Source organism: Variovorax boronicumulans, from assembly GCF_009811375.1.
In the GTDB taxonomy this organism is placed as follows: Bacteria; Pseudomonadota; Gammaproteobacteria; order Burkholderiales; family Burkholderiaceae_C; genus Variovorax; species Variovorax boronicumulans.
Map to the genome: position 1 here is coordinate 3692356 of NZ_BKDH01000001.1, position 15114 is coordinate 3707469.

Here is a 15114-nt window from a genome sequence, read left to right on the forward strand (position 1 = left end):
TTCCCTTTCCCTGCCTGGAGACACCATGAGTCAAGCCGCCCACCCCATCCTGCTCACGCCCGGCCCCCTGACCACCTCGGACCGCACCCGCCAAGCGATGCTGCGCGACTGGGGCTCATGGGACGCCGACTTCAACCAGATCACGGCGCGCATCCGCAAGGAAGTGCTCAACATCGTGCACGGCACGGGCACGCACGAATGCGTTCCGTTGCAAGGCAGCGGCACCTTCTCGGTCGAAGCGGCCATCGGCACGATCGTGCCGCGCAACGGCCATGTGCTGGTGCCGAGCAACGGCGCCTACTGCCAGCGCCTGGCCAAGATCTGCAAGGTGCTCGGCCGCAAGCTCACCACCATCGACTACACCGAAGAGAAACAGGTCTCGCCCGCCGACGTCGACCGCGCCCTCGCGGCCGACCCGTCCATCACGCACGTCGCGGTGGTGCACTGCGAAACCGGCGCGGGCGTGCTCAACCCGCTGCACGAGATCGCGCTGGTGGTCGCCAAGCACGGGCGCGGCCTGATCATCGATGCGATGAGCTCCTTCGGCGCGCTGGAGATCGATGCGCGCAAGACGCCCTTCGACGCCGTGGTCGCCGCCTCGGGCAAGTGCCTCGAAGGCGTGCCGGGCATGGGCTTCGTCGTCATCAAGCGCAGCACGCTCGAAAAGTGCGAAGGCAACTGCCACTCGCTGAGCATGGACCTGTACGACCAGTGGGTCTACATGGAGAAGACCACGCAGTGGCGCTTCACGCCGCCCACGCACGTGGTGGCCGCGCTCGACACCGCCATCGCGCAGTACATCGAGGAAGGCGGCCTGCCCGCGCGCGGCGGGCGCTACACGCGCAACTGCAAGGCGCTGGTCGACGGCCTCGCCACGCTGGGCTTCCGGCCCTTTCTCGACCCGGCCATCCAGGCGCCGATCATCGTCACCTTCCATGCGCCGGACGATGCCAACTACAACTTCAAGACCTTCTACCAGGAGGTGAAGAAGCGCGGCTACATCCTCTACCCCGGCAAACTGACGCAAGTCGAGACCTTCCGCGTGGGCTGCATGGGGCACTTCGGCGACGCGGGCATCCCGGGCGCGGTGGCGGCCATTGCCGACACGCTGAAAGCCATGGGCATCCGGCAGGTGAGCGCGGCCGTCGCGGCCTGAAGCACCTGTGAGCAGACCGGCGCATTGCAGCGCCGGTCCTACAACGCGGGGGTGATGCGCTTCGCATAATGCCCCGCATGACGGTTCTGCGCAGCGACATCCCTGCCCGCCTGGACCGCCTGCCGTGGTCGCGCTGGCACTGGCGCGTGGTGATCGCGCTGGGCGTGGCCTGGATCCTCGACGGCCTCGAGGTCACGCTGGTGGGCTCCATCGGCGCGGTGCTGGAGCGGCCCGACACGCTCGGGCTCACGGCGGCAGAAATCGGCTGGTCGGGTTCGATCTACATCGCGGGCGCGGTGATCGGCGCGCTGGTCTTCGGCCGGCTCACCGACCGGCTCGGGCGCAAGAAGCTCTTCCTGCTCACGCTCGTGGTCTACACGATCGGCACGCTGGCCACGGCCTTCTCGCCCAACTTCGCCTTCTTTGCGCTGTGCCGCTTCGTCACCGGGCTGGGCATCGGCGGCGAATACGCGGCCATCAACTCGGCCATCGACGAACTCATTCCGGCGCGCGTGCGCGGGCGCGTCAACCTCGCGATCAACGGCAGCTTCTGGATCGGTGCGGCGCTCGGCGCGGCGCTGAGCCTCGTGCTGCTCGATGCGCGCGTGATCGGCCCCGTGTGGGGCTGGCGCGCGGGCTTCGCGCTGGGCGCGGTGCTGGCGGTGGCCATCCTGCTGGTGCGCCGCCACGTGCCCGAGAGCCCGCGCTGGCTCATCGCGCACGGACGCGCGGATGAGGCCGAGCGCATCGTCGCGGGCATCGAGCGCGAAGTCGAAGTGCAGCACGGCCCGCTGCCCGCCGCGCAAGGCCACGTCATGTACACCGCCGCGCGCCAGAACAGCTCGTCGATGCGCGAGGTGGCGCGCGTGCTGCTGCGGCGCTACCCAGCGCGCAGCGTGGTGGCGACGGCGCTGATGGTGTCGCAAGCCTTTTTCTACAACGCGATCTTCTTCACCTACGCGCTGGTGCTCACGCGCTTCTACGGCGTGGCCGAAGGCCGCGTGGCGCTGTACATCTTTCCGTTCGCGCTGGGCAACGTGCTCGGGCCGCTGCTGCTGGGTCCGCTGTTCGACAGCGTGGGCCGACGCAAGATGATCGCGCTGACCTATGTGCTGGCCGGCGTGGGCCTGGCGCTCACAGGCTGGGCCTTCATGCAGGGCTGGCTCGACGCGCGCAGCCAGGCGCTGTGCTGGTCGGCGGTGTTCTTTCTTGCGTCGGCGGCGGCCAGCTCGGCCTACCTGACGGTGAGCGAGGTGTTCCCGCTGGAGATGCGCGCCATGGCCATCGCGATCTTCTATGCCATCGGCATGGGCGCGGGCGGCTTCGCGGCGCCGGTGCTGTTCGGGATGCTGATCGAGACCGGCAGCCGCGGTGCGGTGATGGTGGGCTATCTGATCGGCGCCGTGCTGGTCATCGTCGCGGGACTGCTGGCGTTGCGCTACGCGGCCGATGCGGAACGCAAGCCGCTGGAGGAAGTGGCGCCGCCGCTGTCGTCGGAAGCCGGCGGCGAGCGGCCCTGAAGACGGCTACAGCGCGCAGGTGCGGAAACCGAAGAAACCGTCGTCGCTATCAGGCAACGCAAAGCCACGGCGACGCGGCGAACGCAGGCGCGCGCGGGTCGCAAACGAGGCGCCGCGCAGCACACGCGCACGGCCGAACGCGGCCACCGGATCGAACTCGCCACCGGCGCTCCAGGGATCGGCCCGGAAGCCTGGCCAGGGCTGCAGCGTGCCTGCCGTCCACTCGTGCACGTCGGCCCAGCGGAAGCCCCGCCGCGCGGCCGTGTGGGCGGCGATTTCCCATTCGACCTCGGTCGCGATGCGCCGGCCGGCCCAGCGCGCCCAGGCGTCGGCCTCCCACCAGCTCAGGTGCACGGCGCTGTGGTGCCCGGCCGCGCGCACGGTGACGCCGAAGCGCTGCTGCAGCACCGAGCCGCCGGTGCCGTTGCGCGACACGCCGATCTGCTCCACATGGCGCGGCCCGCGCCGGCCTTCGGTCTGCGCGGCGAGCCAGCGCCAGCCGTCGCTGTGCCACAGTTCCTCGCGGTCGTAGCCGCCGTCGTCGACGAACTCGATGTACTGGTCCCAGGTGACGGGCTGGGCGTCGATCTCGAACTCGGGCACGTCGACGCGGTGCGCCGCGCCCTCCTGCGCAAACAGGAAGCCGCTGTGCTCGGGCAGGCCGAGCTCCCAGCGTGTGGCCGGCAGCAGCAGCGGCTCGCGCGTGACGGCGGTGGGCGGCTGCTCGATGTTCAGCGGCAGGCCCAGCGTCTGCGCCAGCACCACGAGCTGTTCGCCGCGCAGGTCTTCATGGAAGAGCGCAAGCCGGTAGAAGTACAGGCCGGCATCGGTCTCGGCGGCGTTCTCGAGCAGCTCGAGCGTGCTTTCGAGGGTTTCGAGCAGGTAGGCCTTGGTCTGGCCCAGGCCCGGCAGGTCAGGCGACCAGCAGCGATCGGCCGCGCCCTGGGCGGGGTTCCACCAGTCGTCGGCGTCGGGGTCGATGGCGGCCAGCCGCGTGGGCCGCACGGGGCAGTCGATGCCGAAGGCGCGCTGGGTGTTGCGCCCGATCCACCATTCGGCGAACCAGCCGATGTGGCCCGCCAGCCAGACCGGCGGCACCACGCCCGGCTGCGGCGGCACGCGCATGGCTTCGCCCAGCGCCTGTTCGAACAGGGACAGCAGGTGCAGCGTGTGGTTGCGCGCGTCGATGAGGGCCAGCGAGAGCAGGTCGCGGCCGGCGCGGCGCATGTCGGGCGAGTCGATCGACAGGGGCGGGCTCGCCGCACCGAAGGGCGTCGAAGGCGGCGGGCTCGAAGACATGGGCCATTATGGCGACCGCCCGACAGGCCCTCTGGCGACGCGGATTCCGGGTAAACCCGAGTTTGTGTCAAGGCAATACTAAGGTTCACCGAGATACCATTGCGGGCTTTGCGCGCAGCCCCCACCAGGGGCCGGCGCTTCACCTTGGGCTTCGCGGGAGACACCCCTTGTCTGTATTCCTCAAATTCGCGGCCGTCATGGACTGGGTCAGCGAAAAACTCGGCAAATTTGCCGGCTATGCGGTCCTGGCCGCGTCGCTCATCTCGGCCGCCAACGCCTTCGTCCGGTACGGCTTCGACTTCAGCAACAACGCCTTCCTCGAGATCCAGTGGTATCTGTTCGCCGCCACCGTGATGCTCGGTGCGCCGGTGGTGCTTCGCTTCAACGAGCATGTGCGCGTGGACATCATCTACGGCAAGCTCAAGGGCCACGGACCGGTGTATGTCGACCTGTTCGGCCTGACCTTCTTCCTGCTGCCGGTGATGGGCCTGCTGACCTACCTCACCTGGCCGTTCTTCTGGAACACCTGGGTGTCGGGCGAGATGTCGGGCAACATCGGCGGGCTGATCCGCTGGCCCGCCGCGCTGCTGATGCCCGTGGGTTTCTGCACGATGTTCCTGCAAGGTGTCGCCGAGATCATCAAGCGCATCGCCTACCTGCGCGGACTGATCGAGATGAACACGCACTACGAGAAGCCGGTGCAGTGATGGCGTTCGTCGCGCTTCGCCAGACCGCCCCGACACCGCCCGCACCGCCCGCACCGCAGGACAAGTAGACATCATGCACATGGAAAATTTCGCCCCGATCATGTTCGCGGGGCTCGTGGTGATCATGCTGATCGGGTTTCCGGTCGCGTTTTCGCTCTCGGCCCTCGGCCTGATCTGCGGCTTCTTCGCCATCGAGATGGGCTGGTTCCCGGCCGGCTTCATGGCCAACCTGCCGCTCAACGTGTTCGGCATCTTGTCGAACGAGACGCTGCTGGCCATTCCGTTCTTCACGCTCATGGGAGCGGTGTTAGAGAAGTGCGGGCTCGCCGAGGACATGCTCGACTCGATGGGCCAGCTCTTCGGCCCGATCCGCGGCGGCCTGGGCTACTCGGTGATCATCGTGGGCTTCATCCTCGGCGCCATCACCGGCACGGTGGCCGGCCAGGTGATCGCGATGGCGATGATCTCGCTGCCGGTCATGATGCGCTACGGCTACAACATGCGTTACTCGACCGGCGTGCTCGCCGCCTCGGGAACCATCACGCAGCTGGTGCCGCCCTCGCTGGTGCTGATCGTCATGGCCGACCAGCTCGGCACCGACGTCGGCCAGATGTACAAGGGCGCCTGGGGCCCGTCGATCCTGCAGGTGGTGATCTTCGCGATCTACACCTTCCTGGTCTCGCGCATCCGCCCGCACTACGTGCCCGGCCTGCCCGCCACGGCGCGCACGCTGCACGGCTGGGCGCTGTGGGGCAAGTGCCTGCGCGGCATCATCCCCTCGGCCATCCTGATCTTCGCGGTGCTCGGCTCGATGGGCGGCCTGCCCTTCATGGACAAGGCCATCGCCACGCCGACCGAGGCCGGCGCCATGGGCGCGGTGGGCGCGCTGGTGCTGGCGCTCATTCACCGGCGCCTGAACTGGGCGCTGATGAAGGACGCGATGGAAGGCACCATGCGCCTGACGGCGATGGTGGTGTTCATCCTGATCGGCTCGCGCGTGTTCTCGCTGGTGTTCCAGGGCGTGGACGGCGCCAAGTGGATCGAGCACATGCTCTCGGGCCTGCCGGGCGGCCAGATCGGCTTCCTGATCGCGGTCAACATCTTCGTGTTCTTCCTGGCGTTCTTCCTCGACTTCTTCGAGATCGCCTTCATCATCCTGCCGCTGCTGGGCCCCGTGGCCCACAAGCTGGGCATCGACATGGTGTGGTTCGGCGTGCTGCTGTGCGTGAACATGCAGACCTCGTTCATGCACCCGCCCTTCGGCTTCGCGCTGTTCTACTTGCGGGGCATCGCCGACACCCTGTTCAAGAACGGGGCGTTGCCCAAGAAGGTGGAGTCGCGCGACATCTACCTGGGCGCCGTGCCCTGGGTCGTGATGCAGCTGCTGCTGGTGGCCATCGTGATCTTCTTCCCGCAGACGGTGACCGTGTTCCTCGAGAAGGAAAAGGTCGTCGACATCGAGAAGGTCAACCTCGACATGCCGGTCGACCCGAACGCGCCGCCCGCCACCGACAACGGCGTGAACATGGAAGACCCGTTCGGCAACCAGAAGACGCCCGAGGAAACGCCGGCGCCGGCGGCCCCGGCGGCGGGCGAAGCCTCCAAACCGTGAGCGACGCCCGCCCCGGCGACGCCCCGAACGACCACCCCGCGACGACAGAAGGCGGCCCGCTCGAAAGCGCCGCCTTCCCGCCGCTGCTGCGCACGCTGGCAGTGGTGCTGGTGGTCGATCTCTTCGCCTTCGCGCTGTGGAGCCTGCCGTCGCTGCGCACCACCAGCTGGTCGGCCACCAGCCTGTTCGTCTTCGGCGTGGCGGGCCTGTGCGTGATCTGGGTCGGCTACTGGATCGTCTACAGCCGCACCCGCCTCGAAGGCGACGTGCTGACGCAGACCTGGCTGTGGAACAAGCGCGTGAGCGCGCAGGACGTGGCACAGCTCAAGCTGGTGCACATCCGCATGCTCGAGCGCGTGATCGCGCCGCGCCTGCTGGTGCGTCGGCGCTTCGGCGGCATCACCTGGTTCCATGCCTACGATCCGCAGGTGCTGATCGCGTTCGGCGAACAGGTGGCGATGCGCACGCTGCCCTCCGCGCCACCGCCCTCCCCCGCACCCGACCCCGCGTCCAAATGAAAAAAGCCCCGCCGAAACCGGCGGGGCTTTTTTTCTTGTGAGGTGCGAAGCGCCGGGTTGCGGCGCCGCGTGCCTTACAGCTTCTGCTGTTGCATGAAGCGGTCGAAGGTGCCTTCGGTGTAGCGGAACCAGGCGTTCTGGTCGGCCAGGAACTTGGACCAGTCGCTGTAGATCTTCTTCCACTCGGGGTTGCTGTTGTTCAGGTCCGAGTAGATCTGCTGGGCCGACTTGAAGGCGGCGTTCATCACGTCCTGCGAGAACGGACGCAGCTTGGTGCCCGAGCCCACGAGCTGCTTGAGCGCGATCGGGTTCTTGGCGTCGTACTTGGCCGTCATCGTGATGTTGGCGTGCGCGGCAGCCGCTTCGACCACGGCCTTGAAATCGGCCGACAGGCTTTCCCATGCCTTGGTGTTGATGTAGAAGTCGAGCTCGGGGCCGCCTTCCCACCAGCCGGGGTAGTAGTAGAACGGGGCGATCTTGTTGAAGCCCAGCTTCTGGTCGTCGTACGGGCCGACCCACTCCAGGCCGTCGAGCGTGCCCTTTTCGAGCGCGGGGTACAGGTCGGCACCGGGGATCGATTGCGGGATCACGCCGAAGGGCTCGAGCACCTTGCCGGCGAACGGGTTGGTGCGGAACTTCAGGCCCTTCAGGTCGGCGACCGACTTGATTTCCTTGCGGAACCAGCCGCCCATCTGCGCGCCCGTGTTGCCGCCCGGCAGGTTGATGATGTTGTACTTGGCGTAGAAGGCGCGCATCAGCTTCAGGCCGTTGCCTTCGTACATCCAGGCGTTCTGCTGGCGGGTGTTCATGCCGAAAGGCACGGCGCAACCCAGGCAGAAGGTCGGGTCCTTGCCGTAGAAGTAGTAAGGCGCCGTGTGCGCCATTTCGACCGCGCCGCTCTGGATGCCGTCGACCACGCCGAAGGCGGGCATCAGCTCGCCGCCTGCATGCACGGAGATCTGGAACTTGCCGCCCGTCATGTCGCTCACGCTCTTCGAGAACACCTCGGCGGTGCCGAAGATGGTGTCCAGCGACTTGGGAAAGCTCGATGCGAGACGCCAGCGAACGGTGGCTTGCGCGTGAACCGCGGGCGCGATGCCGGCAGCCAGAACGCCCGCGATGCCGGCGTTTTTGATGAGGGAACGACGATCCATTGAATTCACTCCGAGTGCTTTGGAAAAAACAAAACGCGGCTTGTGACCGCGTCAGGGACTTTTGTGAGTCCTTTTGATTGTAAAAACGCGCTTACAGGTGGCCGGCGGGGGTTTACCCTGCGACCTCTTGTCAAACGAAGCGTTTCTTGATCGCGGCAGCGATGCCGTCGGCATCGAGGCCGATCGATGCGAGCAGCTTGGCCGGATCGCCGTGCTCGATGAAGCGGTCGGGCAGGCCCAGTTGCAGCACCGGCTTCTGGACGCCCGCGGCCTGCAGGGCCTCGACCACCGCACTGCCCGCGCCGCCCATGATGGCGCCCTCTTCAAGCGTGACGAGCGCGTCGTGCGTGCCCGCCACCTGCAGCAGCAACTCGACGTCGAGCGGCTTGGCCCAGCGCATGTTGACCACGGTGGCGTCGAGCGACTCGGCCGCCGTGAGCGCCGGGTACAGCAAGGTGCCGAAGGCGAGGATGGCGATGCGTTGGCCTTCGCGGCGGACCTCGCCCTTGCCGAAGGGCAGCGCGTCGAGCGTGAGGTGCGGCGTGGTGCCGGCGCCCGCGCCGCGCGGGTAGCGCACGGCCACCGGGTGGTTCTGCTCGTAGGCGCTCGTCAAGAGCTGGCGGCACTCGCGCTCGTCGGCCGGGCAGGCGATGCTCATGTTGGGAATGCAGCGCAGGAACGGGATGTCGTAGGCGCCCGCGTGCGTCGCGCCGTCGGCGCCCACGAGGCCCGCGCGGTCGAGCGCGAACACCACGGGCAGGTTCTGGATCGCCACGTCGTGGATCAGTTGGTCGTAGGCGCGCTGCAGGAAGGTCGAGTAGATCGCCACCACGGGCTTCAGGCCCTCGCAGGCCAGGCCGGCCGCGAAGGTGACGGCGTGCTGCTCGGCGATGCCGACGTCGTAGTAGCGGTCGGGGAAGCGCTTTTCGAACTCCACGAGCCCCGAGCCTTCACGCATCGCGGGCGTGATGCCCACGAGGCGGCCGTCGTGCGCGGCCGTGTCGCACAGCCACTGGCCGAAGACCTGCGTGAAGGTCTGCTTGGCCGCCGTGGTCGACTTGACCAGGCCCACCTGCGGATCGAACTTGCCCGGGCCGTGGTAGGCCACCGGGTCGGCCTCGGCGAGCTTGTAGCCCTGCCCCTTCTTCGTGACCACGTGCAGGAACTGCGGGCCGTCCAGGTGCTTGAGGTTCTCGAGCGTGGGCACCAGCGAGTCGATGTCGTGGCCGTCGATGGGGCCGACGTAGTTGAAGCCGAACTGCTCGAACAGCGTGGCCGGCACGACCATGCCCTTGGCATGCTGCTCCAGGCGCTTGGCCAGCTCGAACAGCGGCGGCGCATTGCGCAGCACGCTCTTGCCGACGCTCTTGGCGGCGGCGTAGAAATTGCCGCTCATGAGCTGCGCGAGGTAGCGGTTGAGCGCGCCCACCGGCGGGCTGATCGACATGTCGTTGTCGTTCAGGATGACCAGCAGCTTGCAGTCGCACACGCCCGCGTTGTTGAGCGCCTCGAAGGCCATGCCGGCCGTGAGCGCGCCGTCGCCGATGATGGCCACGGCATGGCGCTTCTCGCCCTTCTGCTTGGCCGCCATGGCCATGCCGAGCGCGGCCGAAATGCTGGTCGACGAGTGGGCGGTGCCGAAGGTGTCGTACTCGCTCTCGGTGCGCTGCGGAAAGCCCGAGATGCCGCCGAGCTGACGCAGCGTGGGCATGCGCTCGCGCCGGCCCGTGAGGATCTTGTGCGGGTAGGTCTGGTGGCCCACGTCCCACACCAGCCGGTCGTGCGGCGTGTTGAACACATGGTGCAGCGCCACCGTCAGCTCGACCGTGCCGAGGTTGGAGCTCAGGTGGCCGCCGGTGCGCGAGACGTTGTCGAGCACGCAGGCGCGCACCTCGTCGGACAGCTGCTTGAGCTGGGCCCGGTCGTACTGGCGGATCGGCGAAGGGTCGTGGAGAGTGGGAAGCAGCGGAGCCATGGAGGTGGGTTCTTTGTTCTTCTCAGCGGTCGCGGTCGACCACCATGTGGGCCAGGGCGCGCAGTGCCGACGTGTCGGCCAGGCCGCTCTTGTTCAGTGCGGCGATGGCATCGGCGAGCAGCTGGCTCGCCTGCGCGCGCGCGCCGTCCAGGCCGAGCAGCGACACGTAGGTGGGCTTGTCGGCCGCGGCGTCCTTGCCGGCGGTCTTGCCCAAGGTTTGCGAGTCGGCGGTGACGTCGAGGATGTCGTCGACCACCTGGAACGCCAGGCCGATGGCGGCGCCGTAGTCGCGCAGCGCCGCCAGCGCGGCCGGCGACACGGAGCCACAGGCGGCGCCCATCTCGACGCTGCCCTGCAGCAGCGCGCCGGTCTTCAGGCGGTGCATTTCGCGCAGCTGGGTTTCGTTCAGTGCGATGCCGACGCTGGCCAGGTCGATGGCCTGGCCGCCGGCCATGCCCTGGCTGCCGGCCGCGCGCGCCAGCAGGCGGCACAGCAGGGCCTGCATGGCCGCGGGCACCTCGTCGCCTTCGGGCGCGAGCAGCTCGAAGGCCAGCGCCTGCAGCGCGTCGCCCGCGAGCAGCGCGTCGGCTTCGCCGAACTTCACGTGCACGGTGGGCTTGCCGCGGCGCAGCACGTCGTTGTCCATGCACGGCAGGTCGTCGTGCACCAGCGAATAGGCGTGGATGAGTTCGGTGGCGCAGGCCGCACGCAGCGCGGCGTGGGCGTTGCCGCCGACCGCTTCATTGGCCGCGAGCACCAGCAGTGGCCGCAGCCGCTTGCCGCCGTCGAGCACGGCATAGCGCATGGCGTCGCCCAGCAGCACCGGTGCATCAACGCCGACCCAGCGCGACAGCGCCGCTTCGACCGTGGCCAGGTGGGGCTCGGCCCAGCCGGCCAGCGTCTTCGCGTCCCAGGGGGTGGTGGCAGTGGAGGTCATCGGGACGGCGCTCATTCGGCCGTCCAGGGCTTGAGGCTGCCTGCGTCGAGCACCTTGATCTGGTCCTCGACCGCCTGCAGCTTGTCGCGGCAGAAGCCGAGCAGTGCGGCGCCGCGCTGGTAGCTGCCCAGCAGCTGGTCCAGCGGCAACTGGCCCGATTCGAGTTCTGCAACCAGTTGTTCCAGTTCCTGGAGCCCGGCTTCGTAGCTGGCGGGCAGCGGCCCGGTGTCGGGCGTGGCCGCCGGGCTGGTCGTGGAAGGAGAAGGCACCTTGGGCATGCAACGAATCGTGGATGAAACGGAACATTTTAGGGCGGGGGCGCAACGAACCGCCGGGCAGCCCGCGCACGCGCGCGCGACCCTTTGCAACACCCTGTATGGCGCCCGGCCATGCGAGGCCAAAACCCGGCGGGCGCAAAAATGCCCCCCGGGTACAATCCCCGCTTCCCCCGCCGGTCGCACCGGCACACCTCTTCGGGCCGTCACCCATGCCGACGGCGCCTTCCGTTTTTTCTTTTTTTCTCCCTGTGGGGAGCTTGGTCAGGTCCTCCATGTCTGATTTAAGTCTTCAACTGCAGCAGGCCGCGAGCCAACTTCCAGTTACCGCGTATTTCGACGAGGCCTTGTACGCCCGCGAAATGCAGAACCTTTTCGCGCGAGGGCCCCGCTACGTCGGGCACCGACTGGCCGTGCCCGAGCCGGGTGACTTCCACACCCTGCCGCAAGAGCACCAGGGCCGCGCGCTGGTCCACACGCCCAAGGGCGTGGAGCTCATCTCGAACGTCTGCCGCCACCGCCAGGCCCTGATCCTGCAGGGCCGGGGCCAGCTCGACACCCAGACCGGCGGCAACATCGTCTGCCCGCTGCACCGCTGGACCTACGCCGCGAAAGATGCGCGCACCACCGGCACGCTGATCGGCGCCCCGCATTTCGACCAGGACCCGTGCCTGAACCTGCACAACTACCCGCTCACCGAATGGAACGGTCTTCTGTTCGAGAAGAACGCCGACGGCAGCGGCCGTGACGTGGCGGCCGACATGGCGGGCCTGGGCCCGCAGGCTGACCTCGACTTCTCGGGCTACGCGCTCGACCGCGTCGAGCTGCACGAGTGCAACTACAACTGGAAGACCTTCATCGAGGTCTACCTCGAGGACTACCACGTCGGCCCGTTCCATCCCGGCCTGGGCAGCTTCGTCACCTGCGACGACCTGCGCTGGGAGTTCAAGCCCGAGTTCTCGGTGCAGACGGTGGGCGTGGCCAACCGCCTGGGCCGCGCGGGCAGCCCGGTCTACCAGAAGTGGCAGGAGCAGTTGCTCAAGTACCGCGACGGCAAGCCGCCGAAGTACGGCGCGATCTGGCTCACCTACTACCCGCACGTGATGATCGAGTGGTACCCGCACGTGCTCACCGTGTCGACCCTGCACCCGGTGAGCCCGACCAGGACGCTCAACATGGTCGAGTTCTTCTACCCCGAGGAAATCGTCGCCTTCGAGCGCGAATTCGTCGAGGCCCAGCAGGCCGCCTACATGGAGACCTGCGTGGAAGACGACGAGATCGCCGAGCGCATGGACGCCGGCCGCCGCGCGCTCATGCTGCGCGGCGACAACGAGACCGGCCCCTACCAGAGCCCCATGGAAGACGGCATGCAGCAGTTCCACGAGTGGTACCGCAACGCGATGCAACAACCACGCGCCTGAACGCCGCCCCGCCCCGCACCCGCCGGGGCTTTCTTTTTTCTGATCTGGATGTCAATCGATGCAAGCGCTGTGGATGGTGCTCGGGGCCTTTCTGTTCGCCACCATGAGCGTGGTCGTGAAGGTGGCCTCCGAATGGTTCAACAGCGGTGAGATGGTCCTGGGGCGCGGCCTCATCGGCATCGTGTTTCTCTGGCTGCTGGCGCGCAACCGCGGCACCTCGCTCGCCACCAAGTACCCCGGCATGCACGCCTGGCGCAGCACCATCGGCGTGGTGTCGCTGGGCGCGTGGTTCTACGCCATCGCCCACATGCCGCTGGCCACGGCCGTCACGCTCAACTACATGAGCAGCGTGTGGGTCGCGGCCTTCCTGGTCGGCGGCGCGCTGCTGGCCTGGGTGCCGGTGCCCGGGCGCGACGGCCGCATCGAGCGCCCGCCGCTGCAGGGCCCGCTGGTGATGACGGTGCTCGCGGGCTTTGCCGGCGTGGTGCTCATGCTCAAGCCCACGGTGGGCGGCGGCGACGGCTTCGCGGGCATGCTGGGCCTGCTGTCGGGCGTCACGGCCGCCTTTGCCTACATGCAGGTGGTGGCGCTGTCGCGCATCGGCGAGCCCGAGCTGCGCACGGTCTTCTATTTCGCGGTCGGCTCGGCCGTGGCGGGCGCCTTCGCCACGGCCGCGACCGGGTTTTCGGGCGGCAGCTCGTGGACGTGGCAGCATGCGCTGTGGCTGCTGCCGATCGGCCTCTTGGCCGCCCTCGGACAGCTGTGCATGACCCGCGCCTACGCCACCGCCAAGACCCAGGCCGGCACACTGGTGGTGGCGAACCTGCAATATTCGGGCATCGTGTTCGCGGCCTTCTACAGCGTGGTGCTGTTCGACGACCGCATCGACGCGGCCGGCTGGGGCGGCATGGCACTGATCATCGCCAGCGGCATCGCGGCCACCGTGCTGCGCCAGCGGGCCGTGCCGAAGGCGCCGGCAGAGGAACACTGAACGCAGCAGCCACGGCACCATCGCCGAACCATTCTTCGAAGGAGCTTTTGCCATGTACACCACCCTCATCTCCGTCGAACAACTCAGGCAGCTGCGCGAGGGCGACTCGCCCCTCATGGTGTTCGACTGCAGCTTCGACCTCATGAAGCCCGAGGCCGGCGCGCAGCTGTATGCCGCCGCGCACATCCCGGGCGCGCAGTACGCCAACCTCGACACCGACCTCAGCGCCAAGCATGGCCTGCCCGGCGCGCGCGGCGACGTGGTGGTGGCGCAGGACGACGGCGTGCCCGCCTCGGGCGGGCGCCATCCGCTGCCCAGCCGCGAGAAGTTCGCGGCCTGGCTCTCGTCGGTGGGTTTCTCCAACACGATGCAGGCCGTGGTGTACGACCGCAACGGCGCCAACTACTGCGGGCGCCTGTGGTGGATGCTCAAGTGGATGGGCCACGACGCCGTGGCCGTGCTCGACGGCGGCCTGCAGGCCTGGCAGGCCGCGGGCGGCGAAGTGACCGACCGCGAAGAGCCCGCGCGCTTCCAGTCGAATTTCGTACAGGGCGAGCCGATCGCCAGGCTCGTGACCACCGACACCGTGGTGCGCCGGCTCGGCCAGCCTGACCAGAACCTGATCGACGCGCGTGCCGGTGCACGTTACCGCGGCGAGGTGGAACCTCTGGACCCGATCGCGGGTCACATCCCCGGGGCCCTGAACCGGCCCTTCGCCGACAACATCGGTCCCGACGGCAAGTTCAAGCCCGCCGCGCAACTGCGCGCCGAGTTCGAAGCGCTGCTCGCGGGGCGCGATGCGGCGACCGTCGTCCACCAGTGCGGCAGCGGCGTGAGCGCCGTGCCCAACCTGCTCGCGATGCAGATCGCGGGGTTCGGGACGACCGCGCTCTATGCCGGCAGCTGGAGCGAATGGAGCAACACGCCGGGGCTGCCGACCCGGCAAGGCGCAGAACCATGATGCACACCCTGCACACCCGACTTCGACGCACGTCCTCCGGCTTCGCACTGACCGCCGCCGCGCTGTTCGCGGCCGCCATCCTTCCCGCACAGGCCCAGCAACAGCACGCGCATGTGCACGGCCAGCTCAAGCTCGACGTGGCCATCGACGGGCCCACCATCGTGATCGCCATGGAATCGCCGCTGGACAACATCGTCGGCTTCGAGCGCGCGCCCAAGACCGACGCCGAGAAGAAGACCGTCGAAGCCGCCATCGCCCAGTTGCGCGCGGCCGACAAGCTCTTCACCATCGACCCCGCCGCCAACTGCAAGCTCGGCCCCGTCGACCTGCGCTCCGGCGCGCTCGGCCTGGGCAACCCCGACCCGGCCGAATCGAGCGGGCATGCCGACCTCGACGCTTCCTTCTCCTTCAACTGCACACAGGCCGCCGCCGCGAAGTTCATCGACCTGAACCTGTTTACGGCCTTCAAGGGCGCACGCCAGATCGACGTGCAGATCGCCAGCGCGCAAGGCCAGTTCAAGCGCCAGCTGAAGCGCCCGAGCGGCGCGCAGGCCGCGCAGCCTTCCCGCCTGACGCTGGGCAAGTGAC

General features: G+C 68.2%; 14 protein-coding genes. 9 read left to right on the forward strand and 5 right to left on the reverse strand.

Annotation, left to right across the window (positions count from 1 at the left end):
* Positions 1 to 25 precede the first annotated feature (25 nt).
* Together VHAB30_RS16960 and VHAB30_RS16965 are read left to right on the forward strand one after the other, a co-directional pair.
* Complete coding sequence (locus VHAB30_RS16960; protein ID WP_159277874.1) at positions 26 to 1156, forward strand: 2-aminoethylphosphonate--pyruvate transaminase; 1131 nt, start codon at positions 26 to 28, stop codon at positions 1154 to 1156.
* Between the two features lie 77 nt (positions 1157 to 1233).
* Positions 1234 to 2676, forward strand: coding sequence for an MFS transporter (locus VHAB30_RS16965; RefSeq protein WP_159277875.1), 1443 nt, complete (start codon positions 1234 to 1236; stop codon positions 2674 to 2676).
* A gap of 6 nt (positions 2677 to 2682) precedes the next feature.
* Here VHAB30_RS16965 and VHAB30_RS16970 read toward each other — a convergent pair whose 3' ends face one another.
* Positions 2683 to 3975 (reverse strand): SUMF1/EgtB/PvdO family nonheme iron enzyme, encoded by a 1293-nt coding sequence (locus VHAB30_RS16970; protein ID WP_070061824.1) that lies wholly within the window; start codon positions 3973 to 3975, stop codon positions 2683 to 2685.
* A gap of 167 nt (positions 3976 to 4142) precedes the next feature.
* On the opposite strand from VHAB30_RS16970, the gene VHAB30_RS16975 reads away from it, so the two are divergent.
* From VHAB30_RS16975 to VHAB30_RS16985, 3 genes are all read left to right on the forward strand, one after another.
* Positions 4143 to 4682 carry a TRAP transporter small permease subunit gene (locus VHAB30_RS16975; RefSeq protein ID WP_070061823.1) on the forward strand — a complete coding sequence of 180 codons (540 nt, stop codon included), beginning with the start codon at positions 4143 to 4145 and terminating at the stop codon, positions 4680 to 4682.
* Between the two features lie 73 nt (positions 4683 to 4755).
* Positions 4756 to 6294, forward strand: coding sequence for a TRAP transporter large permease (locus VHAB30_RS16980; protein WP_070061822.1), 1539 nt, complete (start codon positions 4756 to 4758; stop codon positions 6292 to 6294).
* Positions 6291 to 6812, forward strand: coding sequence for a hypothetical protein (locus tag VHAB30_RS16985; protein WP_159277876.1), 522 nt, complete (start codon positions 6291 to 6293; stop codon positions 6810 to 6812). The genes VHAB30_RS16980 and VHAB30_RS16985 overlap by 4 nt, the downstream gene beginning before the upstream one ends.
* A gap of 74 nt (positions 6813 to 6886) precedes the next feature.
* Here the strand turns inward: VHAB30_RS16985 and VHAB30_RS16990 are convergent, their stop codons facing one another.
* The 4 genes from VHAB30_RS16990 to xseB all read right to left on the reverse strand — a co-directional run bounded on the left by VHAB30_RS16990 (position 6887) and on the right by xseB (position 11156).
* The gene (locus VHAB30_RS16990; RefSeq protein ID WP_062468808.1) at positions 6887 to 7966 is read right to left on the reverse strand and encodes a TRAP transporter substrate-binding protein; all 1080 of its coding nucleotides are present in this window, start codon (positions 7964 to 7966) and stop codon (positions 6887 to 6889) included.
* Positions 7967 to 8096: 130 nt separating this feature from the next.
* A complete protein-coding gene (dxs, locus tag VHAB30_RS16995) occupies positions 8097 to 9941 on the reverse strand; it encodes a 1-deoxy-D-xylulose-5-phosphate synthase (RefSeq protein ID WP_159277877.1) in 1845 nt (614 codons plus the stop codon).
* Between the two features lie 22 nt (positions 9942 to 9963).
* Positions 9964 to 10878: a polyprenyl synthetase family protein gene (locus VHAB30_RS17000; RefSeq protein ID WP_159277878.1), complete on the reverse strand. Its 915-nt coding sequence runs from the start codon at positions 10876 to 10878 to the stop codon at positions 9964 to 9966.
* Between the two features lie 11 nt (positions 10879 to 10889).
* Positions 10890 to 11156, reverse strand: a complete 267-nt coding sequence (gene xseB / locus VHAB30_RS17005; protein ID WP_062468817.1) for an exodeoxyribonuclease VII small subunit — start codon at positions 11154 to 11156, stop codon at positions 10890 to 10892.
* Positions 11157 to 11428: 272 nt separating this feature from the next.
* On the opposite strand from xseB, the gene VHAB30_RS17010 reads away from it, so the two are divergent.
* Genes VHAB30_RS17010 through VHAB30_RS17025 form a run of 4 tightly spaced genes read left to right on the forward strand, consistent with a single transcriptional unit; the run spans position 11429 to position 15113 of the window.
* Positions 11429 to 12574: an aromatic ring-hydroxylating oxygenase subunit alpha gene (locus VHAB30_RS17010; protein WP_062468820.1), complete on the forward strand. Its 1146-nt coding sequence runs from the start codon at positions 11429 to 11431 to the stop codon at positions 12572 to 12574.
* Between the two features lie 58 nt (positions 12575 to 12632).
* Positions 12633 to 13565: a DMT family transporter gene (locus tag VHAB30_RS17015; RefSeq protein WP_235926703.1), complete on the forward strand. Its 933-nt coding sequence runs from the start codon at positions 12633 to 12635 to the stop codon at positions 13563 to 13565.
* Positions 13566 to 13617: 52 nt separating this feature from the next.
* Positions 13618 to 14526 carry a sulfurtransferase gene (locus tag VHAB30_RS17020; RefSeq protein ID WP_062468825.1) on the forward strand — a complete coding sequence of 303 codons (909 nt, stop codon included), beginning with the start codon at positions 13618 to 13620 and terminating at the stop codon, positions 14524 to 14526.
* Positions 14523 to 15113: a DUF2796 domain-containing protein gene (locus VHAB30_RS17025; protein ID WP_235926706.1), complete on the forward strand. Its 591-nt coding sequence runs from the start codon at positions 14523 to 14525 to the stop codon at positions 15111 to 15113. Before VHAB30_RS17020 ends, VHAB30_RS17025 begins: the two co-directional genes overlap by 4 nt.
* Position 15114: the final 1 nt, after the last annotated feature.